This is a genomic window from Empedobacter falsenii (genome assembly GCF_019308355.1).
Taxonomy (GTDB): domain Bacteria; phylum Bacteroidota; class Bacteroidia; order Flavobacteriales; family Weeksellaceae; genus Empedobacter; species Empedobacter falsenii_B.
Window position 1 is genome coordinate 1 of the sequence record NZ_JAAGKM010000010.1, and the last position, 25609, is coordinate 25609.

Annotated in this window: 23 protein-coding genes; 11 read left to right on the plus strand and 12 right to left on the minus strand. The window is 31.6% G+C overall.

Translation table 11 applies throughout. From position 1 onward, the window contains the following. Positions 1 to 210: 210 nt before the first annotated feature. Both G0Q09_RS06055 and sucD read left to right on the plus strand, forming a co-directional pair. On the plus strand, positions 211 to 1137 hold the full coding sequence (locus G0Q09_RS06055; RefSeq protein ID WP_114999484.1) for a UDP-3-O-(3-hydroxymyristoyl)glucosamine N-acyltransferase: 927 nt from the start codon (positions 211 to 213) through the stop codon (positions 1135 to 1137). Positions 1138 to 1304: 167 nt separating this feature from the next. Beyond that, complete coding sequence (gene sucD / locus G0Q09_RS06060) at positions 1305 to 2174, plus strand: succinate--CoA ligase subunit alpha (RefSeq protein WP_038337297.1); 870 nt, start codon at positions 1305 to 1307, stop codon at positions 2172 to 2174. A 50-nt stretch (positions 2175 to 2224) separates the two neighbouring features. On the opposite strand, the gene G0Q09_RS06065 is transcribed toward sucD, so the two are convergent. From G0Q09_RS06065 to scpC, 6 genes are all read right to left on the minus strand, one after another. Continuing rightward, positions 2225 to 3229 (minus strand): hypothetical protein, encoded by a 1005-nt coding sequence (locus tag G0Q09_RS06065; protein WP_219034277.1) that lies wholly within the window; start codon positions 3227 to 3229, stop codon positions 2225 to 2227. Beyond that, positions 3229 to 3888: a DUF4240 domain-containing protein gene (locus G0Q09_RS06070; protein WP_219034278.1), complete on the minus strand. Its 660-nt coding sequence runs from the start codon at positions 3886 to 3888 to the stop codon at positions 3229 to 3231. The genes G0Q09_RS06065 and G0Q09_RS06070 overlap by 1 nt, the downstream gene beginning before the upstream one ends. 242 nt (positions 3889 to 4130) lie before the next feature. Further along, positions 4131 to 5267: a glutathionylspermidine synthase family protein gene (locus tag G0Q09_RS06075; protein ID WP_219034279.1), complete on the minus strand. Its 1137-nt coding sequence runs from the start codon at positions 5265 to 5267 to the stop codon at positions 4131 to 4133. A gap of 9 nt (positions 5268 to 5276) precedes the next feature. Next, entirely contained in the window at positions 5277 to 5666 is a 390-nt protein-coding gene (locus G0Q09_RS06080) for a hypothetical protein (RefSeq protein ID WP_219034280.1), read from the minus strand. Between the two features lie 6 nt (positions 5667 to 5672). Then, positions 5673 to 5951 carry a hypothetical protein gene (locus G0Q09_RS06085; RefSeq protein WP_038337307.1) on the minus strand — a complete coding sequence of 93 codons (279 nt, stop codon included), beginning with the start codon at positions 5949 to 5951 and terminating at the stop codon, positions 5673 to 5675. Between the two features lie 104 nt (positions 5952 to 6055). Beyond that, positions 6056 to 7567, minus strand: coding sequence for a succinyl-CoA:acetate CoA-transferase ScpC (gene scpC, locus G0Q09_RS06090; RefSeq protein ID WP_219034281.1), 1512 nt, complete (start codon positions 7565 to 7567; stop codon positions 6056 to 6058). A gap of 195 nt (positions 7568 to 7762) precedes the next feature. Between scpC and G0Q09_RS06095 the strand changes: the two genes are divergently transcribed. Together G0Q09_RS06095 and G0Q09_RS06100 are read left to right on the plus strand one after the other, a co-directional pair. Beyond that, positions 7763 to 8584 (plus strand): AraC family transcriptional regulator, encoded by an 822-nt coding sequence (locus G0Q09_RS06095; protein WP_180906175.1) that lies wholly within the window; start codon positions 7763 to 7765, stop codon positions 8582 to 8584. An 8-nt stretch (positions 8585 to 8592) separates the two neighbouring features. Then, positions 8593 to 9255: an alpha/beta fold hydrolase gene (locus G0Q09_RS06100; protein WP_114999497.1), complete on the plus strand. Its 663-nt coding sequence runs from the start codon at positions 8593 to 8595 to the stop codon at positions 9253 to 9255. A gap of 37 nt (positions 9256 to 9292) precedes the next feature. Here the strand turns inward: G0Q09_RS06100 and truB are convergent, their stop codons facing one another. Genes truB through G0Q09_RS06120 form a run of 4 tightly spaced genes read right to left on the minus strand, consistent with a single transcriptional unit; the run spans position 9293 to position 12084 of the window. Beyond that, positions 9293 to 10003, minus strand: a complete 711-nt coding sequence (gene truB, locus G0Q09_RS06105; RefSeq protein WP_219034282.1) for a tRNA pseudouridine(55) synthase TruB — start codon at positions 10001 to 10003, stop codon at positions 9293 to 9295. 1 nt (position 10004) lies between these two features. Beyond that, positions 10005 to 10889, minus strand: a complete 885-nt coding sequence (locus G0Q09_RS06110) for an undecaprenyl-diphosphate phosphatase (protein ID WP_219034283.1) — start codon at positions 10887 to 10889, stop codon at positions 10005 to 10007. Continuing rightward, the gene (locus G0Q09_RS06115) at positions 10889 to 11191 is read right to left on the minus strand and encodes a DUF3098 domain-containing protein (protein ID WP_052217597.1); all 303 of its coding nucleotides are present in this window, start codon (positions 11189 to 11191) and stop codon (positions 10889 to 10891) included. The genes G0Q09_RS06110 and G0Q09_RS06115 overlap by 1 nt, the downstream gene beginning before the upstream one ends. After that, positions 11191 to 12084, minus strand: a complete 894-nt coding sequence (locus tag G0Q09_RS06120; protein WP_219034284.1) for a cell division protein FtsX — start codon at positions 12082 to 12084, stop codon at positions 11191 to 11193. Before G0Q09_RS06120 ends, G0Q09_RS06115 begins: the two co-directional genes overlap by 1 nt. 106 nt (positions 12085 to 12190) lie before the next feature. On the opposite strand from G0Q09_RS06120, the gene rsmA reads away from it, so the two are divergent. Genes rsmA through G0Q09_RS06135 form a run of 3 tightly spaced genes read left to right on the plus strand, consistent with a single transcriptional unit; the run spans position 12191 to position 14778 of the window. Beyond that, on the plus strand, positions 12191 to 12958 hold the full coding sequence (gene rsmA, locus G0Q09_RS06125) for a 16S rRNA (adenine(1518)-N(6)/adenine(1519)-N(6))-dimethyltransferase RsmA (protein ID WP_038332430.1): 768 nt from the start codon (positions 12191 to 12193) through the stop codon (positions 12956 to 12958). 3 nt (positions 12959 to 12961) lie between these two features. Next, positions 12962 to 14317, plus strand: a complete 1356-nt coding sequence (gene mgtE, locus G0Q09_RS06130) for a magnesium transporter (RefSeq protein WP_219034285.1) — start codon at positions 12962 to 12964, stop codon at positions 14315 to 14317. A gap of 11 nt (positions 14318 to 14328) precedes the next feature. Next, the gene (locus G0Q09_RS06135) at positions 14329 to 14778 is read left to right on the plus strand and encodes a GyrI-like domain-containing protein (protein ID WP_219034286.1); all 450 of its coding nucleotides are present in this window, start codon (positions 14329 to 14331) and stop codon (positions 14776 to 14778) included. Positions 14779 to 15254: 476 nt separating this feature from the next. Here the strand turns inward: G0Q09_RS06135 and G0Q09_RS06140 are convergent, their stop codons facing one another. Beyond that, positions 15255 to 16406 (minus strand): sensor histidine kinase, encoded by a 1152-nt coding sequence (locus G0Q09_RS06140; protein ID WP_219034287.1) that lies wholly within the window; start codon positions 16404 to 16406, stop codon positions 15255 to 15257. A 157-nt stretch (positions 16407 to 16563) separates the two neighbouring features. Here G0Q09_RS06140 and G0Q09_RS06145 point away from each other — a divergent pair, with 157 nt between their 5' ends. Further along, a complete protein-coding gene (locus tag G0Q09_RS06145; RefSeq protein ID WP_219034288.1) occupies positions 16564 to 19353 on the plus strand; it encodes a 2-oxoglutarate dehydrogenase E1 component in 2790 nt (929 codons plus the stop codon). 18 nt (positions 19354 to 19371) lie between these two features. Beyond that, a complete protein-coding gene (odhB, locus tag G0Q09_RS06150) occupies positions 19372 to 20604 on the plus strand; it encodes a 2-oxoglutarate dehydrogenase complex dihydrolipoyllysine-residue succinyltransferase (RefSeq protein WP_219034289.1) in 1233 nt (410 codons plus the stop codon). 75 nt (positions 20605 to 20679) lie between these two features. On the opposite strand, the gene G0Q09_RS06155 is transcribed toward odhB, so the two are convergent. Beyond that, positions 20680 to 22992 carry an outer membrane beta-barrel family protein gene (locus tag G0Q09_RS06155; RefSeq protein ID WP_219034290.1) on the minus strand — a complete coding sequence of 771 codons (2313 nt, stop codon included), beginning with the start codon at positions 22990 to 22992 and terminating at the stop codon, positions 20680 to 20682. Positions 22993 to 23221: 229 nt separating this feature from the next. Here G0Q09_RS06155 and G0Q09_RS06160 point away from each other — a divergent pair, with 229 nt between their 5' ends. Then, positions 23222 to 24691, plus strand: a complete 1470-nt coding sequence (locus G0Q09_RS06160) for a helix-turn-helix domain-containing protein (RefSeq protein ID WP_219034291.1) — start codon at positions 23222 to 23224, stop codon at positions 24689 to 24691. 138 nt (positions 24692 to 24829) lie between these two features. Next, a complete protein-coding gene (locus G0Q09_RS15145; RefSeq protein WP_219034292.1) occupies positions 24830 to 25609 on the plus strand; it encodes a hypothetical protein in 780 nt (259 codons plus the stop codon).

Sequence of the window (25609 nt, forward strand, 5' to 3'; positions counted from 1 at the left end):
TTTACCCTCAAAGGTCTGAAAAAAGTAGAATTGGAGTTCGGTTTACACGCTTTAGCACACAATCTAAGAAAGAAAGTTGCCTAAAGAGGACAACTTTTTCTATTTTCCAAAATAATATACATTTTACCGAAATAAAAAATCCGCCTCAAATTTTGTTGTGAGACGGATTCTTTATTTTTATATTTGTAGACTTTTTAAAAGGAGAGAAAGATGAAATTTCCACAAACACATCAATTAAAAGATATAGCATCAATTATCGATGCAAAATTTATTGGAGACGAAAATTTTCCAGTAGAAGGAATCAATGAAATTCACCGTGTAGAAGCGGGAGATATAGTTTTTGTTGATCATCCAAAATATTATGATAAAGCGTTACAATCGAATGCTACAATTGTTTTGATAAACAAAGAAGTTGATTGTCCAGAAGGAAAAGCTTTGTTGATTTCTGATGATCCTTTCCGTGATTTTGTCAAAATTGGACAACATTTTATGGCGTTTGAAGCTGCTACAAAACAAATTTCTGATTCTGCAGAAATAGGTGAAGGAACAATTATTCAGCCAGGCGCATTTATAGGAAATCATGTCAAAATTGGAAAAAATTGTGTGATTCATTCTAATGTTTCAATCAATGATTATGCAATTATCGGAGATAATGTAATTATTCGTTCGGGAACAGTTTTAGGAGCTGATGCATTTTACTACAAAAACCGCGAAACAGGTTTTGATCGTTTAAAATCTGTCGGAAATGTTATCATCGAAAATAATGTAGAAATTGGTGCGAATTGTACGATAGATAGAGGAGTTTCTGCTTCTACAATTATTGGTGAAGGAACAATAATGGATAATTTAATTCAGATTGGTCACGATACAATTATTGGTAAAAAATGTTTGATTGCTTCGCAAGTTGGAATTGCTGGTTGTGTAAATGTAGAAGACGAAGTTTCTATTTGGGGACAAGTTGGGATTACAAGTGGTGTAACAATCGGTACAAAAGCGGTATTATTAGCACAAGCAGGAGTTAGTAAATCTCTGGAAGGAGGAAAAACATATTTTGGTTATCCAGCTGAAGAGGCTCGAGGATTGTATAAAAAAATGGCTGTCACAGAGATAATGGTTCGCGATTACAAGAGAAAATAAAATTATCTATAGAAAATATTTTATAGCCGACCGTTTGGTCGGCTTTTTTTATGATAAATATCTTATCCTTTTTTGTCCTGTTCCAATAAAGATTTAGTGTATTTTTTACATTGAATATTTTTTAAAATGCAAAACTCCTTTTATATTTGTGTAAATTAAAAATCACAATGTCTGTATTAGTAAACAAAGATTCAAAAATAATCGTTCAAGGTTTCACAGGGAAAGAAGGAACTTTTCATGCTGAGCAAATGATTGAATATGGAACACAAGTAGTAGGTGGCGTAACTCCAGGAAAAGGAGGACAAACTCACTTAGGGTTACCAATTTTTAACACAGTAAAAGATGCTGTTGATCAAGCAGGAGCAGACGTTTCTATTATTTTCGTTCCACCAGCATTCGCTGCTGACGCTGTAATGGAAGCTGCAGAAGCAGGTATCAAAGTAATTATTTGTATTACAGAAGGTATTCCAGTAGAAGATATGGTAAAAGTACAAGCTTATGTTGACCAAAGAGATGTAACATTAATCGGACCTAACTGTCCTGGTGTTATCACTTCTGAGGAAGCTAAAGTTGGTATTATGCCAGGTTTCATTTTCAAAAAAGGTAAAGTTGGTATCGTTTCTAAATCAGGAACTTTAACTTACGAAGCTGCTGACCAAGTAGTAAAAGCTGGTTACGGAATTTCTACAGCAATTGGAATTGGTGGAGATCCAATTATTGGAACTACAACAAAAGAAGCTGTTGAATTATTTATGAATGACCCAGAAACTGAGTGTATCGTAATGATTGGTGAAATTGGTGGACAATTAGAAGCTGAGGCTGCTCGTTGGATTAAAGCAAATGGAACTAAACCAGTTGTAGGATTTATTGCAGGACAAACTGCACCAAAAGGTCGTACAATGGGACACGCTGGAGCTATCGTAGGTGGAGCTGATGATACAGCACAAGCTAAAATGGCAATTATGGAAGAATGTGGAATCCACGTTGTTGCATCTCCTGCTGATATCGGAGCTACAGTAGCAAAAGTTTTAGGATAAGAATATTCTTAATCAAAATAGTAAAGGAACTCAAATTTGAGTTCCTTTTTTTATTTTAAAATTCTTGTTATGCAATAAATATTATATGTAATCAATACAATCAATAATACTCCTAAACACATTAGTAATAAATCAAATCGCCCTTGAAATTTATTTGAAAAATCGATTTGTATTAACTCTTTATTTTGATATTTTAAAGCTTGTATTGATATTATTTTCTTATTATTTAAATGAGAATAAAAATAAGGTTGTGCCAGTTTTTTGATATTGTAATCATTGTCTTCTTTAAAAATTTCGAATTCAATCAAATTATTTTGATGATTTGTTTTAACAAATTCATATCCATTAATTTTATTGAAATTTTCATATTGTAAATTGAAATTTATTTGAGGATATTCTTTTAATTTAAAGATTAAATATTCTTTTCGATTTTTCCTTTTTCCACTAAAATCTATTTCTGGCTGATAAGCCATATGACCTTTAATGGTTTTGTATTCTTGTATTTTATCAGGCTGATAATTTTCTATGCTAAAAGATAAAATAAATATTATTAAAGAGGAGAAAATCAATGATGTAATTATAATATATTCTTTTTCTACAAAACTTATTTCAAAATCTTCATTCTTTTTTATCTCAGGATAATTAGTTTTTAAATAAGATAGAATCTCATCAAACACATATTTATTATGAACTTCTTTAATACGACAAACTATTTTATTATCAGCATACAATTGAATTAATTGTCCATTAGATTTCCTTTTATAAGAATCTTTATATTCACCATTTGTAATACTATAGCTTGTGAAATCTATCGCTTTCTTATATACTAAATTAGTATAAATAAGTCTGTTGTTATTAAATTCATAAGACTCTTTACTATTACTAATTATAAAATAAAGTTGAACTATAATAAGTCCAGAAATTAAAAAATAATTGAAAGCGCTATATCCTATTAATATAAAAAAGAAATAGGCAACTACTGAAATTAATGTGGCAATTTTCCTTAGAGCACTATCTTCCCTTGATGGAATAAAATGGGTATTAAATTTTATCATTATAAAAACTCGTCTTCATCATCAAAATCATCTTCCATTTCGTCGTCGTCTGGAGAATAATCTTCGATAAAAACTTTGAATAATCTTGGACAAATGATTTGCAAATTGGTTAAATTTTCGTCATCCCAATCAAACTCAGGTTTTGGAGATTTTTCAGTATAAAATTTAAAACATTCTTTGTCTACAAAGTCAATAATCTTGTGTTCGAATTTTTCGTAGAAAACATCATCAGCGATTAAATGAAAATCTTCAAATTCATATAAATCATCTTCGTTGAAGCCTTCGTTAAAATAATCAGCTAAATTATCAGGATTCAAAATTGCCTTTTCAAACAATTCTTGTCCTTGCGAAATAATCCAATTTTTGAAATAATAGAAATGTGTTGGATCTGTATCATCATTCATAATACAAGCTGCACACCATATTTCAGGCGAATGTAATGAATAGGAGTAGAACTCTAATCGAAGTTGAAAACCAATAATATCCTCGGCAGTTAGATCTTCTAATTCTTGTTCCAAAGCCTTTTCTTGATCTTGCAAATTATTGGCATTGAGCAAAGAATTTTCTATAATTTGCCAAAACAAATCTTCTTCGAGCATACGCGAAATGCGCTCTGAGGGAAGGGTTGAAGAGTTAAACAAATCATCTAAAAAATCCATATTTCTACTTTTTAGTTTGTATTTAGTTGGTTTTGATTCGTAAAAAATTATCTAACGTTTTATTTCTTAAACCTTTAATTGATAAAACATTTTAATAAAATCTTTTTATAATTTATAAATAAAATATGATGAAACCTATTAATTTTTAAACTATTTGCAATTTTTAAGGTAATTGTTTGATTTTGTTTAAACTAAAAAAAGTCTAATTCGAAGTGGAATTAGACTTTTTGGTTTTAAATATTTTACTCAATAATATGCGGAACAAAACGACTTTTATCGGTTGTAATAAATTGGTCACTTTCGCGGAACGTAATTCCACACGATTCTTGCCCAATAATCCAACTTCCGATAATGGTATAACCTGTTTCTTCATGATGTAAATTAGCCAAAGCTTGATAAATAAAACCTTCTTCACCATATTCTCCTGAAGTTTGCTCCGAAATAGTTCCGTTTTTTACAACTTCTATATTTGCGCCTTCACGTGATAACAATGGTTTTTTGACATAATTCTTCATCTCTTTTGGTGAATCTGTATAAGCTTCTAATAATAATGGATGATCTGGATACAATTCCCATAAAATTGGTAAAATAGCTTTGTTCGAAAGAATCATTTTCCAAGCAGGTTCTATCCAATTTGCGTTGATTTCATCATTTTTGATGTTGTATGCAAACAACTCGTTCATCATCCATTCCCACGGATAAAGCTTGAAAATATCTGTAATTGGTTTTTCTTCTAAATCAACAAAATTGACATTATTCCAACCGATTTCGTCAACGTAAATTAATTTGGTATTAATTCCGGCTTGTATCGCACAATCTCTGATATATTCGATATTCGTCAAATCTTCTAACGATTCTCTCACGCAAGAAAAATGCAAGGTTTCACCTTTCAAATAAGGTTTTAACATTTTCCATGTTTCAATTAATTTATCGTGAACAGAATTGAATTGATCTTTTGTTTCTCCAAAATAATTTTCCATCCAAAACCATTGTACAACACCACATTCAAACAACGAAGTAGGTGTATCAGCATTGAATTCTAACATTTTCAATTGATCATTATCGTAAGCAAAATCAAAACGTCCATAAATACTTGGCGCATCATTTTCCCATGTATCAATCAAATAAGGTTGAATAAATTTTGGAATTTTAAATTCGTCCAAACGATTATTTTGAATCACATGTTCGACAGCATTCAAGCACATTTCCCACAATTCGTTTGTCGCTTCAAAGATTTTATCCGCTTCTTTTTCCGAAATAGAATAGTAATAATCTTCTACCCAATAGGTTTGTTTATTTTCGTCTGTATGATAGCCAAAGCCAATATTTTCTAACCTTTCTTGCCAGTTTTCGTCAGCTTTTATTCTTTTTAATTGCATAAAATTTGTTTAAGATGAAACTGAACGAGAAGAAGCAGATTTTCCGAATCCACCGCGAACAGTTTGACTTTTATACGCTTGCGCTTTTGCTGCGTTTGTTCCGACGTTAGACTGTTGATGCAAACCTTGACTTGCATAGCCCATTCCGCTGCCAGTTAAGCTACGAAAAGCCATAAACCAAAGCAACGAACTTCCCATTCCACCGTGATGCGAACCACCAGAATGAGATGCATAATTTGACGTAACATCTGTGTAAGGAGCAGTAGAATCTGCACGCATATATACCTTTTGTGCATTGTTCGTAACAGGCGCTTCTTCACGATTCATACACGAACTAAGAACCGAAGAAATTAACACTAAAGTCACGACTTTACTTGCTCTTTTTTCTCTTTTATTCATGATAGATTATTGAATGGTTACGTAAATAGGAATTTTGGTAGAATCGGTAGGTGTATATTGTTTGTGCGTAATCAAAGTATCTACTTTTTCTGCAATCATCAAATCGTTTGACCAAATTTTTTGTTTGGTAATATGTAAAACAGAGTCGCCTTTAGTTTCGGTTGTCAATACAACTTCGCGAGCCGATTTTTTATCAATTTGTTCTAAATTTTGATTTTCGTTTTGATTAGATTGACACGCAAAAAAAGTTGTCAATGGTAGTGTTATTAAAAGTATTTTTTTCATGTTTCTTAGACTTCTAACAAAGTTACATTATTTCACAAAAAAAGCACAATTCAGAAATTCTGAATTATGCTTTTTGAAAAAGTATAGTCTTATTATTTATTATTCTAGTGATTCAAAACTAATAATTCTTCTTTTTTCATAGAACCTGTTTGTTTCAATCTTGTGTGCCAAGAGAACGCTTCTTCTAAGATATGTGGCGTTTGACCACCTCTTTCTACACAAGCTCTTTCGAAATAAGATAATAATTCACCTTTATAATCTGGATGAACACAGTTGTTGATAATTTCGATAGCTCTTTCGCGTGGTGCTAAACCTCTTAAATCGGCTAAACCTTGCTCTGTAACAATAATATCTACATCATGTTCTGTGTGATCGTGATGAGAAACCATCGGAACGATAGACGAAATATTTCCACCTTTTGCGATAGAAGCAGTAACAAAGATTGAGATAAATGCATTACGAGCAAAATCTCCAGAACCTCCAATACCATTCATCATGTGTGTACCAGAAACATGAGTTGAGTTTACGTTACCATAAATATCACACTCTAAAGATGTATTGATTCCAATAATTCCTAAACGACGAATAACTTCGGCAGAGTTAGAAATAGATTGAGGACGTAAAACAATTTTATCTTTATAATTGTCGATGTTTCCTATAACACGGTCATAACATTCTTGAGAAACTGTCATAGAAGATGCCGAAGCAAACTTCATTTTTCCAGAATCAATTAAGTCAAATGTAGAATCTTGTAAAACTTCTGAGTACATTACTAAATCTTCAAAATCAGAATGTTCTAAACCACCTAAAACAGCGTTTGCAACTTTACCAATACCACATTGTAATGGCATTAATGATTTTGTAAGACGACCTTCTTCAACTTCATTTTCGAAGAATTTCACAATGTTTTGAGCAATTGCAGCAGTCGCTTCATCAGCTGGTTGAATGTCTCCTGGAGCATCTTGAATGTCGTGAAAAACAATTCCAACAATTTTAGAAGGATCTACTTTTATTGTTTCTGTTCCAATTTTTGTATCACAAGCAGTGATGTTAATTGGTGTACGTTTTCCATATTCTTCTACACTATAAATATCGTGAATACCTTTTATATTTGTAGGGATAGACGTGTTAATCTCAATGATTAATTTGTCTGCATTTGCAGCAATTTCTGCATTATTACCGATAGAAGTTGTAGGTACTAAAGAACCATCTTCTAAAATTTCAGCAACTTCTAAAACACCTAAATTAATTTTAAATTGTCCATCTAAAATATGTTCAGCAGTTTCTCCTAAATGCTGATCGATAAATAAAACATTACCTGCATTTATATTTTTACGCATTACAGTGTCTACTTGGAATGGTAAACGTTTTTTTAATGCTCCACTTTCTACTAAAGCTGCGTCTGTACCATGTCCTAATGAAGCTCCTGTTACTAAAGTGATTTTTAAATTTTCAGATTTGGCACGCTCCGCAACAGCTTTTAATACAACTTTTGTATCGCCTCCTCTTGTAAAACCACTAGAACCAACAGTCATTCCATCTTCAAAAAATTTGGCAGACTCCTCTGCTGTCATTACTTTTGACTGTAAGTCAGTTAATTTTATTCTTTCCAACATAATGCAACTTTTTCTTTCTAATACTATTCAATAATTGTTCCCTTCTGAACGAGGGGAATTACAAATATTGGACTAATTAATAAAAAGTTAATATTAAAAATAGTCAAATAATTATCTATTTCGGACATTTTTATTTGTGTACATTATACATCATATCAAATAAATTATTATATTAGTTCGCAGATTAAAGAAACTATGAATATACATTTGGATAATAAGTTCGAAACACGATATTACCTAACCGAAATTGACAAATTACCAACCTCAATTTTCTGTTACCATAAGGAAATTTCGGAAGCATACGTGGTAGAACATAAACATAACAAAGCGCAATTTCTTTATTGTGAGGGAGGAATAGTTTATGTAAAAATAGGAAAAGATACTTTTTATTTACCTGCAAGACACTATATGTGGATACCGCCTCATGTGGAACATAGTATACACCCAAATACACCAGAGGTGATTATGAGAAATTTATATTTCCCTATTAATGAAAGTGATAATTCGTTTTATAAAAAAGTAGGAATCTATCCTGCTGATGGATTGTTGTTAGAGCTTTTATTATTTTCTAACCAATGGAAAGGAGATATTGTTCCAGAAAACAGAAGCGAATATGTAATTGCACAAGCTTTTAAAGAAATATTACCTAAAGTAAGCAAAAGTAGTTTACGATTAGCTCTTCCATTACCACACGATGAACGTCTGAAAAAAATCGTTCAATTCTTAGATGATAATATGGATTCTTCGATTACAATGAAGAAAATTACAGCCGAATTCGGTTTCTCTGAACGATCATTATCACGATTATTCCAAAAAGATTTGAATATGACATTTGTTCAATATTTCACTATTTTAAGAATGTTACGCGCTTTACAATTGTTAATTGATAATACGTATTCAATCAGTGAAATTTCGACAATGGTTGGTTACAATAGTTTACCAACATTTAGTAATACATTCCAAAAAGTAATTGGAGTTCGTCCAACAGATTACTCAAAGAAAAAAGATATATTATAAATTAAGGTATGAAAATTTATCAAGTAAGTGGATTAGGCGCAAACGCAAATGCTTTTCGAAATCTACGCTTGGAACAAGATTTTGAGCAAGTTTATATTCCTTGGTTAGATCCAGAGAAAGATGAAACTTTGGCTCATTATACCGAAAGATTATTAGATAAAATAAATCCCACAGAAGATTTTCTTTTGATGGGATTATCTTTTGGTGGAATAATTGTGCAGGAAATGAATCGTTTTATTAATCCAAAACATACATTTCTGATTTCGACAGTGAAGAATAGGGCAGAGCTTCCGAAGTTATTTCGATTCTCGGCTTCTATTAATGCACATAAAATAATTCCGATGAGTTTCTTAACTTCGGATCGGACATTTTCGTACATGATGATGCGAAAATTATATTATACTGATCGAGAAAAAGATAATATTGACGATATTTTTGAGTTTCGAAACAAAGAATATTTAAGTTGGTCGATTCATAAGATTGTAAACTGGGAACATTCTACAGCTTATCATGAAGAAAATATTACACATATTCATGGTACAAAAGATATTGTTTTTCCGATTGAATATATCAAAGATGCAATACAAATAGAAGGCGGAACACATATTATGGTGATGCAAAAGCCAAAATTAGTGAGCGACGAAATAAATAAAGTATTAATCACTTTATAATTAAAAAGCTTGAACATTTGTTCAAGCTTTTTTAATTTTATACTTCTTCTGTTGTATTTTCTTCTTCAAAATAACTTTTTTCTAAAGCGAAATTTTCAGCATTGATGACATCAAATTCACCAATTTTTGTACGACGAAGTGCTGTTAAATATCCACCAGAATTGACTGCTTTTCCAAAATCAAAAGCCAAAGAACGAATATAGGTTCCTTTGCTACAATTCACTTCAAAATCAACAAAAGGTAAATTGATAGTTGTAATTTTAAAATCGTGAATGGTAATTTTACGTGCTTTAATTTCTATTTCTTGACCTTCTCGAGCCAATTCATACAAACGTTTTCCATCAACTTTTACCGCTGAATGCATTGGTGGAAATTGTTCAATTTCTCCTATAAATTGTTTCGTTGCTTCGTGAATGATTTCTTCTGTAATATGTTCTGTAGGAAAAGTTTGATCTTCTTCCGATTCCAAATCATACGTTGGTGTTGTAACACCTAATTTGATTGTACCAGTATAGGTCTTTTCTTGCGCCTGAAATTCATCAATGCGTTTTGTCCACTTTCCTGTACAAACCAATAAAAGTCCAGTCGCTTTAGGATCTAAAGTTCCAGCGTGCCCAACTTTTATTTTCTTTAAATTATATGCTTTTCTAATGTTCCAACGAATTTTGTTCACGACATCAAAAGATGTCCAATCAAGTGGTTTATCAATCAAAAAAACGTGACCTTCTTGTATTTTTTCTACGTTCATCTTATTTGTGCTGAATCATTGTAGTTTCTACTGAAGCGGCATTGTCTTTTTCTGCTTGTGTTGGAGAATTGTATGAGAAATAAATCAGTAAAATAATACCGATGATAATTCTGTACCAACCCCAAAATTTGAAACCGTATTTTGTTAAAACTGCGATAAATGTTTTTACTGCGATTAATGCCACAATAAATGCGACAACATTCCCAATTACAAATAATATAATATGGTTTTGATCTTGCAAAATCATTTCGTAACCTTTCATTGGTGTTGCTGTATCTTCTCCCCAAGTTTTCACAAAAACAGAATAAACTGTAACCGCTAACATTGTCGGAACCGCTAAAAAGAATGAAAATTCTGCAGCTGCTTTACGCGATAAACCTTGTGTCATACCACCAATAATAGAAGCAGCAGAACGAGAAGTTCCAGGCATCATCGCTAAACATTGCCAAAAACCGATAATAATTGCTTGTTTTAATGTAATATCTTTTTCATCATTAATTTTAGGATTTTTGAACCATTTGTCTACAAATAATAAAATGATTCCTCCGAAAACTAACATTCCAGAAATAGCAACTTGATTTCCTAAAACAGCTTCGATTTTATCATCAAATAATTTTCCTAATATAAGGGCAGGAATAACCGCACAAGCTAATTTGATGTAAAAATTGAAATTGAAATTTTTGAAGTCAAAGAATTTTTTCCAATATAAAACGACAATTGATAAAATTGCTCCAAATTGTATCGAAACTTGAAACATTTTTAAGAATTCACTTTCTGGCATTCCCATCAAAGCTGCTGTGAATCCCATGTGTGCTGTAGAAGAAATCGGTAAATATTCTGTAAGACCTTCTATAATAGCAATGATAATTGCTTGTAAAGTATTCATTATTTTTCTTTATTCGGATTGATTAAAATGGCATAAATCTCGACGATGAAACCTACGACAACTAAAAATGGCGCTAATCTAATTCTACGAAAAGAATAGATTTCGTCGTTCCAATAATTTGCATCCCATGTTCCGTCGGGTCTTGTGTTGGCATCGTGTCCCGTCATCAATAAAAATCCAAGACCAATTAGCGCTACACCAATTGCCATGAAAATGTAATTTCTTTTTCCAAATAAAAAAGTAAAACCAGCATCATTTGTAGATGCTGATTTTTTTGTTGTATCGATAGAATTTGATTTCATTAATAAAGTTGATCAGTTTTTAATCTTAAATAACGCCATGCAGCAAACAATGTACTGAAAACGGCAATAACAACTCCAATTCCAATTAAAATAAGAATAAGTGGAGTAAAACTTGGATTCCAAAGTACTAAACCAACTTTTGTTGCTAAAATGTACCATAAGAAACCTAATCCTACAGCTGCAATAAATGCTGCTAAGAAACCTAAAACTGCGGCTTCTATCAAGAAAGGTTTTACAATAAAACGTCTACGCGCACCAACTAATTGCATCGTTTTGATGCTGAAACGTTTTGCGTAAATTTTCAGACGGATAGAGTTGTTAATTAAAATGACTACAATCACTAAGAAAATAACAGCAAAAATCATAATCCAGAATGTAATTTTGTTGATGCTGTGGTAAATTGTTACCATCGCTTCTTTGTCACTTTTTACTTCGTCTACAATAGGATTTTTTGCCAATACCTTATTAATAGAATCAATTTGTTCAACTGATTGTATTAATGCAGGGTTCAATGTGATTTGAACTGATGCAGGGAAAATACTTTCTTCGAAGAAATCGCTACCATCTGTACCCAAATCTTTTTTCGCAATTTTAGCTGCATCCTCTTTGCTGATATACTGTGTAGCTTCAACAAAAGGATACTTCACTTTCAACGAATCGATATAAGATTTTTGTAAATCAAGCTCCTTATCTTTTAATTTTGGATCTTCGACATCTTTAAAATATGCCTCGATTTTTAACTCTCTTTTTAGATGTTCTGCGTAACTTTGTGCATTAATGACAATTAAGCCGAAAATACCTAATAGAAATAAAACAAGCGAAATACTAATCACAACAGTGATGTTAGAAGATCGCAGTCTTTTTTTCTCAAATTTATCGTTCGTTTTTGACATTTGGGTTAATTTTGGGGCTAAGATAAAAAAAACTTATTTCGCAAGAAAGATATTCCGTATATATTCTACGGTAAGTTGGTTAAAGAAAACTTAAAATTTAGAATTTTTGAAAGTAAAAGCTAAAAAACATTTAGGTCAGCATTTTTTGAATGATGAAAATATTGCACGAGACATCGCCGAAGGGTTAACTTGGGAAGGTTATGATCGTGTCTTAGAAATTGGTCCAGGAATGGGCGTGTTGACAAAATATATTTTACAAGCAAAGAAAAATATAGAGGTTGTGGAGATTGATACAGAATCAGTCGAATATTTAAAAGAATATTATCAACCATTTTACCCAGGATTTAAAATTCATTCCGAAGATTTCTTGAAAATGGACTTTTCATCAAAGTTTGATGAACAAATTGCTATTTTAGGAAATTTTCCGTATAATATATCTTCGCAAATTATTTTTAAAGCTTTAGAAGAGCGTTACACTGTTCCCGAAGTTTGTGGAATGTTTCAGAAAGAAGTTGCCGAACGTATTGCATCAAAAAAAGGTACAAAAGATTATGGTATACTTTCTGTTTTAGCTCAAGCGTATTATCATTGTGAATATTTGTTCACTGTTCCAGAACACGTTTTTACACCACCACCAAAGGTGAAATCGGGTGTTATTATTATGAAACGCTACCGAACAGAAATTGAAGGAGTCGAACAAAAACGATTTTTTCAAGTGGTAAAAGCTGGTTTTGGACAAAGAAGAAAAACGCTTCGTAATTCGTTGAAAGCTTTGGGTATTCCTGAGGATTTAAACGATCACGAGTTTTTGAATATGCGCGCAGAACAATTATCTGTCGAAGATTTTATTGAGTTAACGAAAAGAATGAAATAGATTATGGAGGTAAAAATTACAAAAGATTTTATTGAACATTTAAACGAAAGTATTAATCAGCAAAATGCAAAAGCAGTTAAGGAGATGTTGCAAGATTTGCACCCTGCTGATATTGCTGAATTGTTTGATGAGCTTTCGACCAAAGAACAGTCTTTTGTAATTGATTTACTCGATAATGAAATTTCTGCTGATATCCTTCTTGAATTAGAAGAGGATGATCGTCGCAAATTCCTGAAAACGCTTACTGCAAAAGAAATTGCTGAAGATGTCATTAATGAGATGGATACCGATGATGCGGTTGACGTCATTAATGAGCTTTCTGATGAAAAGAAAGATGAGGTAATTGCACAATTAGAAGACCAAGAACATGCCCGCGAAATTGTAGATCTTTTACGCTACGACGAAGATACGGCTGGTGGTTTGATGGGAAAAGAGTTGATAAAAGTCAACAAAGACTGGTCGGTAATCACAGCAGTAAAACAAATGCGAAAACAAGCTGAGGATTTTGAAGAAGTTTTTTCAATTTATGTAGTTGATGAAGATGAAAAATTACTTGGAACATTGAGTTTGAAACGTTTGTTGACGACTTCTGCAAATACAAAAGTGGCAGATGTTTACAATGAAAAGATCCAATATGTAAAGACCTATACAAAAGATATGGAGGTTGCGAAAGTAATCGAAAAATATGATTTGTACGAAGTGCCTGTTGTAGACGAATTAATGCGTTTGGTTGGTGTAATTACGGTGGATGATGTGATTGATGTGATTCGTGAAGAAGCTGAAGAAAACTATCAATTAGCAGCCGGGATTACGCAAAATGTTGATTCTGATGATAATATATTGAAATTAACTCGCGCTCGTTTGCCTTGGCTTTTATTGGCTTTGGTAGGTAGTTTTGTAGCAGTTAATGTGTCGCAAAGTTTTAGTGATGCGATGAATTTGTATCCGCAATTATTCTTTTTTACGCCGCTTGTTGCTGCCATGGCAGGAAATGTAGGTGTGCAATCTTCTGCAATTATTGTGCAAGGTTTGGCGAATAGTAATATTTCGGGTTCTATTTGGAAAAGATTAGGAAAAGAAATGTTATTAGCTTTATTGAATAGTACATTATTAGCTTTTGTACTTTTATTGGCGACACATTTCTTGATGAGCACAAGCTACGAAATTTCTTCAACCATTGTTTTAGCTTTAGTTATTGTGATGATTTTAGCAAGTTTGATTGGGACATTTATTCCAATTATGTTGCATAAATATGGTGTTGATCCTGCTATTGCAACGGGACCATTTATCACAACAAGTAATGATATCTTTGGTTTGTTGATTTACTTTTCGATTGCGAAAATGATTTTAGGATTTTAAAAACCTTAAAAATGAATAAGTTGAAAATTATAGGAATAACGACTCAAACGTCTAATAATGATAGTCAAGCGATTGATGATTTAGGAAAATTGTGGCATCAATTTTTCGATGAGAATATAATTGCTAAAATTCCAAATGCAATTAGTTCTAATATTTATTCTGTTTACACAGATTATGAAAGTGATTTTACAGGAAAGTATATGACAATTATTGGTTTAGAAGTTTCTTCATTAGATGAAATTCCAGAAGGTATGGTTGGTCGTGAATTTGAGCCACAAACATTCAAAAAATATATTGCCAAAGGAGAATTGCACGAAGCAGTTGGGAAAACTTGGACAGAAATTTGGAATGATGATGCAAATCTAAATCGCACGTATAAATATGATTACGAATTGTACACCGAAAAAGCTCAAAATCCTGCTGATGCAGAAATTGAGATTTATATTGGTGTAAAAGAATAGTAATTAATACTGATATATTAGAAAATAATATTAAAAAAATGAGCTGAAAGTAAAACTTTTCAGCTCATTTTTTATTTTGGATATTTTGTAGGATTTCTATGCGCATTAAAAACTGCATAAATAAAAAAGTTTTTTCTTCTTCATTAGTTTCAAAAAAAAACAAATAAGGAAAAGATCTAAAAGGTTTTGAACGCAAATTTCTATAGTTCACTTGATAGAAAGGATTATTTCCAAAGTTTCCAAAACTTAAGATTTTGCCGCAGATGTAGAAAAGTTTGAATAATAAGAAAGAGCTTGTTCAATATCTTGGGCAGCTTCAGAAGAAATTCTAGTCTTATAAATCATATTTTTCGTGTAATTCTTTCAATACATCTTTTGCGTTCATAATTATTAATTTTACAAAACAGTTGTCGTTCTAACAAAGTCACAAAAAGTATACCTCATTATATAATCAAGATTTTGTGTAATATTTCTGATTATTTTTTCAATAAAATCTTAAACTCAGTTCCCGTTTCTTTAGATGATTTAGCTACAAATATTTTTCCTTTGTGATAATCTTCGATAATTCGTTTTGCTAATGATAATCCCAATCCCCAACCGCGTTTTTTGGTAGTAAAGCCAGGTTGAAAAATCTTTTTCTGCAATTTGGTCGGAATTCCAGAACCTGTATCAGCAATAGAAATTTCGACAAATTTACCTTTCGTTTTTATATCGATATCCAAAACGCCTTTATTTTGCATTGCATCAGCGGCATTTTTCATCAAATTTTCGATAACCCAACTATATAAAGAAGAATTAAGATTGATGTTAAATTCATCGACATCGGTAGTAAAGTTTAATTCAATTCCTTTCGAAATGCGTTGCGAAATATAATCCACTGTTTGTTTGGAAGTTGAAATAATATCAGTTTGTTTGAGTTCAGAAGTTGAACCAATTTTCGAGAAACGTTCGGCAATATGTTTCAATCGATCCACATCTTTTTCAATTTCTATGACTGAAGTTTGATCGATTTCTTCCAATTTCAATAATTCGACCCAACCCATCAACGAAGAAAGTGGTGTACCAATTTGATGTGCCGTTTCTTTTGCCATTCCAGCCCATAAATAACTTTTTTCGGTGTCACGAACTGTTTTGAAATACCAGTACGAAAATCCAAAAAACAGTAAAATCAATAAAATAATGATGAGTGGATAATATTGTAATTGATTGAGAAGTTTTGAATTTTTGAAATAAACATAATTTTTAGTTCCGATTAATTCAACATCAATTGTTTGTTCCGACGATTTCATTTTGTTGACATATTTTTTTAATTGAACCGAATCTTTTACGATGGATTCATCAATATTTTTGGTGTCTACAATAATGCCTTTTTCGTCTACAAGTGCAACAGGGATTGATTTGTTGTCTTCAATTAATTTGAATAGAAAATCTTGCGTTTTCGGGTCTAAAAATTCTGATGAGCTTATCAACTCTAGCGATCGCGCATAATTCTCTACACGTTTGTGTTCTTCACGTTTTAGCTCTTGTACAATTTTGTTACTCGACCATATTGTAATAGCGAAAATCACAAATATTATAAAGAAGCCAATCCAACGTTTGTTTATTTTTTTTGTTAGAAAATTTCTCATCTAAATGTAAAATCTTTCTTAAATTTATATCAAATGTAATGATTATTTGATTATAATATATTTTTATGGCGAGATAAGATAAATATGATGAAAGTAATTTTTTTTAAAGCCTTAAATAGTTTATTTTTGTAGCTAAATCTCATAGAGAGTAAAATTTATGGATCGTTTTTCGTTTTTAAATGCCGCTCATTTAGAGTTTATAGGCGACTTATATGATCAATACGTCCAATATCCGGATAGTATTGAACCAAGTTGGAAAGCTTTTTTCCAAGGGTATGACTTTGCGAATGCAACATATGATGGAGAGCCATTATTTGCACCAGCAACACAAACAGCTCCTAACAAAGCTAGTCAAACAACGCAAGCAGTAGTTAATCCTGCAGTAGTATCTCAAGTTCCAGACAACGTACAGAAAGAATTTAAAGTAATCAATTTGATTGATGCTTACCGTTCTCGTGGACATTTGTTTACTAAGACTAACCCAGTTAGAGCGCGTAGAACTTTTGAACCTTCATTAGACATCAAGAACTTCGGTTTGACAGATGCCGATTTAGGATTGACATTCAATGCTGGTGAAATTTTAGGTATTGGTGGACCAATCACTTTACGTGAAATCATTGGACACTTAGAAAACATGTACTGCGAATCTATCGGAATCGAGTATATGTATGTAAGAGAACCTCAAAGAATTAATTGGATTCAGAATTGGTTAAACCAAAACTTGAATCAACCAAAATTATCTAAGGAGGAGAAAGAACGTGTTTTAGAAAAGTTGAATGAAGCAACTGCTTTTGAAAACTTTATGCACACGAAATATGTTGGACAAAAACGTTTCTCAGTAGAAGGAAATGAATCTTTAATTCCTGCTTTGGATACATTGATTAACCGTTCTGCAGATCACGGCGTACAAGAGGTTATCGTAGGGATGGCTCACCGTGGTCGTTTGAATGTTTTGGCTAACATTTTTGGAAAATCATATTCTCAAATCTTTTCAGAATTCGAAGGAAAAGCTTTTGATACAGATTTAATGGCTGGTGATGTTAAATATCACATGGGATCATCAAATCAAATCAAAGCATTGAATGGAAAAGATATCCGAATCAATTTAGCACCAAATCCATCTCACTTAGAGACTGTAGATGCAGTTGTAGAAGGGATTACACGTGCAAAAGTTGAGGAAGATTACAAAGATGATTATTCTAAAATTATTCCAATCTTAATTCATGGTGATGCTGCTGTAGCTGGACAAGGAATCGTTTACGAGGTTGTTCAAATGGCAGGATTAGACGGATATAAAACAGGTGGTACAGTACACGTTGTGGTAAATAACCAAGTTGGGTTTACAACAAACTATTTAGATGCGCGTACATCTACATATTGTACAGATGTTGCTAAAGTAACATTGTCTCCTGTAATGCATGTAAATTCTGATGATGTAGAAGCGGTAGTTCACGCTTTCCGTTTTGCAGCAGATTATCGTGCAGAATTCGGTTCTGATGTATTCATCGATTTATTAGGATACCGTAAATATGGACATAACGAAGGTGATGAACCAAAATTCACTCAACCTAAATTATATAACTTAATCGCTAAACACCCAAATCCTCGTGAAATTTACAAGGATAAATTATTAAAAGAAGGTGTAATAGGAGAAGAAATCGTTAAACAAAAAGAAGCAGAATTTAAAGCTCTATTAGAAACGAATTTCGAAGCTTCTAAAGAAATTGAGCGTAATCACATTTTCCCTTTCATGCCAGAAGAGTGGGAAGGATTTGAAATTGCTGATGATGCAAAAGTTTTTGAACAAGCAAATACTTCTTACGACGAAGCAAAATTAAAAGAAATTGCAAAAGCTGTTTCTACAGTTCCTGAAGGTAAAAAATTAATCAAAAAAGTTTCTCGTTTAATTGAAGGACGTGGAAAAATGATTGAGGAAGATAAAATTGACTGGGGATTAGGAGAAGCTTTAGCTTTCGGTTCTATCTTAACAGACGGACGTAACGTGCGTGTTTCTGGGGAAGATGTAGAACGTGGAACTTTCTCTCACCGTCATGCGGTTGTAAAAACTGAAGACACAGAAGAAGAAATTATCTTATTAAACCATATCAATAATGAACAAGGTCAATTAAGAATCTATAATTCATTATTATCTGAGTATGCAGTTTTAGGTTTTGATTATGGATATGCAATGGCAAATCCTAAAGCGTTAACTATTTGGGAAGCTCAATTTGGAGATTTCGTGAATGGAGCGCAAATCGTAATCGACCAATATATTTCTGCAGCAGAAGATAAATGGAAATTACAAAATGGTTTAGTAATGTTATTGCCTCATGGATATGAAGGGCAAGGAGCAGAGCACTCTTCAGCACGTTTAGAGCGTTTCTTACAAATGTGTGCTGGTAACAATATGTTTGTTGCAAATATCACAACTCCAGCTAACTTCTTCCACGCATTAAGAAGACAGGTTGTAACAGATTACCGCAAACCATTGGTTGTAATGTCACCAAAATCATTATTACGTCATCCATCAGCAGTATCATCATTAGCAGATTTCGCAAATGGAGGTTTCCAAGAAATCATCGAAGATGTAACAGTAGATGCGAAAAAAGTGAAAAAAGTAGTTTTCTGTTCAGGAAAAATCTACTACGATTTAGACAAAAAACGCCAAGAATTAGGTGATAAAGAAACTGCAATTATTCGTTTAGAGCAATTATATCCTTTAAATGAAGAAAAAGTAGATGCTATCATCTCTAAATTTGGTAATGCTAAATTGGTTTGGGCACAAGAAGAACCAGAAAATATGGGAGCTTGGATGTATATCTTACGTAAGTTAAGAAAATATCCATTCGACGTAGTTTCTCCAGCAGAAAGTGCTGCAACAGCACCAGGTTCAAGTAAACGTTGGGCTGCAATTTACGAAGAGGTAATTAATAAAGTATTCAATTAAAAAATAAAGCTAATAGATATGTTAGAAATGAAAGTCCCATCACCAGGGGAATCAATCACAGAAGTAGAGATCGCTACGTGGTTAGTAAAAGACGGTGATTACGTAGAAAAAGACCAAGCAATTGCTGAGGTTGACTCAGATAAAGCAACATTAGAATTACCAGCAGAAGAAAGTGGAATTATCACTTTGAAAGCGGAAGAAGGTGATGTTGTAGAAGTAGGACAAGTTGTTTGTCTTATTGATACATCAGCTGCTAAACCAGAAGGAGGAAGCGCTCCAGCTGCAGAAGCACCAAAAGCTGAGGTTAAAGAAGAAGTAAAAGCTGCTCCAGCTCCAGTTGCTACGCCAGCACCTGCTGCTCCAGCTGCAACTTACGCTACGGGAACTCCATCTCCAGCGGCTAAAAAAGTTTTAGACGAAAAAGGTATCGATGCTTCTCAAGTAAAAGGTTCAGGACGTGACGGACGTATCACTCAAGATGATGCAGCTCGTTTTACACCAGCAATGGGAACTTCTACTCAAGGAACTCGTGCTCAATCAGAGAAAAAATTATCATCATTACGTCGTAAAATTGCACAACGTTTAGTTTCTGTTAAAAATGAAACTGCAATGTTAACTACATTCAACGAAGTTGATATGTCTGCAATTTTTGCTTTACGTAACCAATATAAAGACGAATTCAAAGCTAAACACGGTGTTGGTTTAGGATTCATGTCTTTCTTTACAAAAGCAGTTACACGCGCATTAGAGTTATACCCAGACGTAAACTCTATGATTGACGGTGACTACCAAGTAAAATTTGACTTTGCTGACGTTTCTGTTGCAGTATCAGGACCAAAAGGTTTAATGGTGCCAGTTGTACGTAATGCAGAAAACTTAACTTTCCGTGGTGTTGAGCAATCTATCAAAGATTTAGCAATCAAAGTACGTGACGGAAAAATTTCTGTTGATGAAATGACAGGAGGTACATTTACAATCACTAATGGTGGTGTATTTGGATCTATGATGTCTACACCAATCATCAACCCACCTCAATCAGGTATCTTAGGAATGCACAATATCGTTGAGCGTCCAGTTGTTAAAAACGGACAAATTGTTATCGCTCCAATGATGTATGTTGCTTTATCTTATGACCACCGTATCATCGACGGACGCGAATCTGTAGGATTCTTAGTTGCTGTTAAAGAAGCGGTAGAAGATCCATTAAACGTATTAATGGGAGGTGACGTTAAAAGAGCTTTAGAATTGTAATACATAAAAACATTCTAACAATCCATAAATTGAAAGCCATTCGAAAGAATGGCTTTTTTGGTTTATAAGTTTAGATTACCTAATTCTACCTTCCTCTTCATTTACTTTATTCTCTTTCGAGATGGTTTTATTCAATCGGCCAAAATTATATTTAACTCCAACTGTTAGTTCTTGATAATCGACTAAAAATAGATTTTTAGAACTTATTTTATCATAATTCAATGTTTGGCTAAATTTCATTTGTTTGAATAAATCATTGAAACGAATAGAAAAATCAAAGTTTTTGTATGATTTTGTCAATCCAAGATTAACGATAACTTGAGAATTTCGATCATAAATTCCTTCAGTTCGTTTACTTAACCAATATCCATCAACCATAAAGTTGAAATCTTTTCCCAATTTAAAATTGTGATTAGAGTATAAATAGATATACGGAATCGATTTTTTTAACACAGCTTTTTCATCAATTATTTTACTATGAATCATAGCTAAACTAATTTGTGTTGACCAAAATTTATATTCGAATGGAACATCCAAAGCAACAGAAATGTTTTTTTCTTTTTCAAAATTAATCGTTGTAAATGTTGAAATATTTCTCACATCATCATAAATCAACGTATAATTCATCGGATTTTTACTTTGATAATACGTCACATTCATGTTCCATTTTTTTAATGAATAATTCGCTGAAAATGTGTCGGTGTAAGTAGGTAAAATATTAAAATTTCCACTGTATTCGATATAAGGACTTCCGTACAAATTCCCAGAAGAAAGATTGCTGTAATTCGGTCTGTCAATCGTACGTTTATAGTAAATTGTTAACGCATTTTTATTATCAAAAGTGTAATTAATTTCTGCATTCGGAAACCAATCGATGTATTTTTTATCAATATCCGAAAGTTGTTTTATTTCATCAAAACCTTTAGAATTAGTCGTTTCTGTTCTTAATCCAGCTTTATAATTCCATTTTTCATAATTTTTAGTGTATTGCAAATAGGCGGAAAGATTCAGTTCTTTGAAATTATAAAGAAATTCTTCTGATGATTGTTGAGGAAAAAATGTTTCATTATTCGTCTCAGATTTTGCATGCGTAAAACGTCCTCCAAATTCAATTTTTTGATCAGATTCAAACTTTTTCTCTACATCAAATTTTCCTGCAAAAACCTTAAGACGATATTTTTGATAGCGCGATTGATTGTATTCGACATCATTCTCATTAATCTTATTGTAAAAATCATATGTTGTTCCTGTGTTATAAATCGTGTATTGTAAACCTGTTAAAATACTTGCATCGATTGACTTAATATTTTTATTGTAATTCACCAAAGTATTCACAAAATTTCGATGATTTTCATTATCATTTAACGTTAAAATAGATTGATTTTCATTGTTTTCGGTATATTCTGTTTTGGTTTCAAGCAAACCTTTATCTTTTCTCAAATTTGAATTAATAGCAAACGAAAAATAATCTCCAGATTCATTTAATTCCTGAAAAAAGCTTGTGTTTACAATAAAATGTGGACGTTTCGTTTGCGATTTTATGAAATAATTGGACTGAATATTTTTGTCTTTTATGTGATAATCGAATCCATTTCCTTCCCATGGATTTAGTTGATTATAAGATGCGTTCAGTTTAAATTCGCTTTTATTTTTACGAATTTGAAAAGTCGAATTGAAATAATTATTAAACTTTCTTTTGAACGATAATGTTTCTTGTAAAGTCAATTTTAAACCTTCTTTTTTACTTTTCTTTAGATTAATTTTTACGACAGATTTTCCATTTGCTTCATATTTAGCAGAAGGGTTTTTGATAATTTCAATCGATTTTATGTCCTCAATTGCTAAACTCGAAATGGTAGAAAAATCAACTTGTTGATCGTCCAAATACAACAAAGGGTTTCCTTTTCCAATAATTGTCAATGTTTCTTGATCTGCGCCTAACATGACGCTTGGTAATTTTGAAAATAATTCTTTAGTTGTAGCAAGTTTATTAAAATTTGAATTGGCGACATCAATATTATAATTGCCATTTTCTATTTTGAAAGTTTCTTTTTTTCCATTGATTATAACTTCATCAATTTGTACAGTTTCATCAATGTTTAAGTGAAATGTTTTATTTTCGTTCAAATAAAAAGGTTCTTCATCTTGAATATTATTGTCATAAATAACAGAAATTAAATAGATTTTAGGTTCTAAATTTTCAAAGTTAAATTTAGAATTTTCAGTTTCAATTGTTTGAATAACATTTTGAAATTCATCGTATAAAATAACTTTTGCGTGAATTGTTTTTGACTCTTTTTCTGATGAAATATATCCTGTAATCGAATATTTTTCTTGTGCAAAAGCAAAAGAGCTAATCAAAATGAGAATTAATTGTAGAAACTTCATAATAAAATTGTGTTGATTATTGTTTTACTTACATTTAGAGGAAGTAAAATTTTTGTTTGAACAATTTTAATTTATATTTTTAAATGTTTTTTATCAACTTGGTGTCAAATGATAATTGTTTACAATGTTATTTAAATTAAAGAAATATAATATGTTACGTTTTATAATTTCGGGAAATAGGCTTCTTAAATTTATTATAGTTATTCTATTCATATTCAGTTCAGTAAATATGTTTGGAAAAACACAAAAAGATAAAGCTGAATTTTTACGTCAAAAAAATAATGATTTGGTTGAAGAAAATCTTCGAATTATTGATTCTACGATTTCAACAGCTTATCGGTTGAATGATAAAGTTGTGTTGAGTGAAGCTTATATCGAAAAAGGAAATTATTTTTTGGAGCAACGTAATTACAATAATGCTTTGAAAAATTTCACCATTTCGAAACAACTATCAACTGAAATAAAAGATGATTTTACATTTTATTCTTCGCTTGTAGGAATTGCGAAAACAAAAGAAAACTTACATGAAATAAAGGAATCTATAGAATTGTATGAAGCTTCTTTACCATATTTCGAGAAATATAAACATCAGTCAAAATCGTTTAGTATTTACCTTTCCATTCTTGGGAAATTGTCTTATTTATATAGCAAAACAAATCATCTGAACAAAAGTGATTATTACAACAAAATTGAATTATCTGAAACGGTTGATACGGTAAATTATCAATATGCTTTGAAGAATAAAGGAATTATTGATTTCTACAAAAAAGATTATAATTCGGCATTTAATACATTGAAAAAAGCACAACAAGCTTTCTGGAAGCAAAATGATATCAAATGGTATGTGATTTCGGAGCAATTTTTAGGTGAAATTTTATATCAACAAAAGCGAAATAGAGAAGCAATTCAATATTTTGAAAATGTTGTGGAATTCTCAAAACAATATAAAATTCTTGATGAAGAACTGCGACTTTCTTATGAACGAGTAGTTGAATACAACGAGAAATATGGAAATAGTCGAGATAAATTATTATCTGTAAATAATTTATTGTCTTTTGATAGTTTATTTTATGTGGCTGATCATACTGTTTTGAAAACAAATCTCGAGAAATATGAAAATACATTCCTGAAAACTGAACGAAATTTATTGAAAGAAAAGAATCAAAACTTCAAAAGAACTTCATTTTTTGGTTTAGTAATAATTCTAATTTTTGGTGGAATTATTTTTTATAAAATGAATCAAAAACATCAAAAAAAGAAGAATTATTTACAAAAATGTCTTGATGAAATAACAATACCTGAGTTAGATATTAAGGAAGAAAATCAATTAGAAAAAACAAAATTCGAAGTTGAAATTGATGAAGATTTTGAACAAAGTTTGCAATTATTTGAAGAACAAAAGTTGTTTCTAAATCCAAAATTTTCGTTGAATGATTTGGTTCTAGAATTGAACGCCAATCGAACAATTGTGTCAAATTATATTAATCGTTCGAGATCGAAAAATTTTAACCAATATATCAATGAATTGAGAATTAATCATCTTTTGAAACGAATTGAAAATGAGCCAAATCTCAAAAAATACACAATTGATGCGTTGGCAGAAGAAACAGGTTTTAATTCGAGAAAGACTTTTTCAGATGCTTTTTTGGAACATACAGGTTTTCGTCCGTCAAATTATATCAAGAAAAACACTTTTTAACAAATACATTGTTGTGTAATACAAATTATTGAAGTATTTTAGATTATTAATGATATGAATAATTCAGGGAATTCTCCTGACACTAAACTCAATTTATTAATGATTTTAAATTCTTTAAAAAAGCAAGCGTTTTTTCTTATGTTAATGCTTTTTTTTATGCATGCACATGCAAGTTCTTCTAAAGTTTATGATTTATCTAACTACGGTATTCAGCCGAATACAGGTGAAAATATTAGTTTAACAATCAATCAAACGATTCAAAAAATTATTTCCGAAGTAGGAAAAGATGTTCCTATAACAATCAAGTTTAAGAAAGGACGTTATGATTTTCATACCGAAGGAACGCAATCCAAACAGTATTATATTTCTAATCACGATCAAGATAATCCGAAAAAAGTTGGGATTGCTTTAGAAGGTTATAACAATATTACGTTAGATGGTCAAGGCTCAGACTTTATTTTTCATGGACGTATTTTACCAATTTCATTGATTAGTAATCGTAATTTAATGCTAAAAAATATCAATATAGATTTTGAACAACCTCAAATTTGTCAAGTCAAAATTCTAGAAAATGATGTAGAAGCTGGAACTATAACTTACCAAATCGCTCCTTGGGTGACGTATAAAATAAAAGCTGGAACATTTTATAACACTGGAGAAGATTGGGAAATGCAGCCTACAGCGGGAATTGCTTTTGAAGCGGATACAAAACATATTGTTTACAACACAAGTGATATTGCAGTTGGAACTAAAAATGTTGAAGAAATTTCGAATGGAATTATCAAAGCAAAAAATTGGAAAAACCCAAAGTTAATTCTAGGAACTGTGATTGCAATGCGCAGTTGGTATCGCCCGAATCCAGGTATTTTTGTTCACAAAGGGAAAGATATAAAATTACAAAATTTGACGGTGCATTGA